General features: G+C 44.1%; 1 protein-coding gene. It reads left to right on the forward strand.

Translation table 11 applies throughout. The features are described from left to right. On the forward strand, positions 1-862 hold an 862-nt coding region (ispE, locus tag ACS8FC_RS15100; protein WP_439297372.1), incomplete at its 5' end, for a 4-(cytidine 5'-diphospho)-2-C-methyl-D-erythritol kinase. Positions 863-1,015: the final 153 nt, after the last annotated feature.

The raw sequence follows: 1,015 nt of genomic DNA on the forward strand, positions 1-1,015 counted from the left end.
GCAAACGGTTTTTCGCCTACTTGATTGGGGCGATTATTTGCATTTTTCACTCATGGATGATGCTGTGATACAAACGGCTGATAATAAAGCAGATGCCAACATCCTCTGTCATCAGCTATTGGTATTAGCTGGTGCAGAGGCGATAACTGCCGATATAGAAGACAACTTAATCTTCAAAGCCGCGCGCGCATTGCTAGCGTTTGCCATACAGTCAGATACTCTACCTAATAAATTGGCACAAGTAGCTGTAGTTTTAGACAAGCATTTACCAATGGGCGCAGGATTGGGCGGCGGCTCGTCCAATGCCGCAACGACTATGCTAGTGCTCAATGAGCTTTGGCAGCTTAACGTTACTCGCGATGCGCTTATAAAAATTGGTGCAAAGGTAGGCGCAGACGTACCCATCTTTATCTTTGGCCAAGATGCCATTGCGATGGGTATTGGCGAGGAATTAACTGCCATCAATTTACCTGACCAGCAGTATTTAGTCTTAACGCCTGAGGCGCATGTCAATACTGCCAAACTATTCGCTCACCCCAAACTACAGCGAGATATCGCTCCTCTATCGATTGATACGATTAAAAATCAATCCAATGATTATGTTCAAAATTTGAATACGCCTTATCACAATGTGTTTACGCCAGTAGTGACAAGCCTCGCTCCTGCTGTTGCAGAGGCCTTACATTATTTGCAAGGGTTAGAAACACAAGCACTGGGCACAGCGCGCATGACAGGCTCAGGTAGCGCGGTGTTTTTACCCTTAGATGCGAGTATTGCCTCTGATAAAGCGCTGTTGGTAACATGGATTGAAAGTGCGCCTTGTTCGGGGTATGTGGTGGGGAGTTTTCAAGATAATATTTAGGATTATCTCGCCTAGTAAATCGGTACTCAGTTATAGCTACTACCGATGTCGCAGGGCACATACTACTTGTTAGGGCGGTAAATTTATCTTCTATATTACTATTTATTAAAGTAGGCTTGTAGGGTAATTTATATTAGTTCCAAACGGTGTTAT

The organism is Psychrobacter sp. 1Y4 (assembly GCF_051847555.1).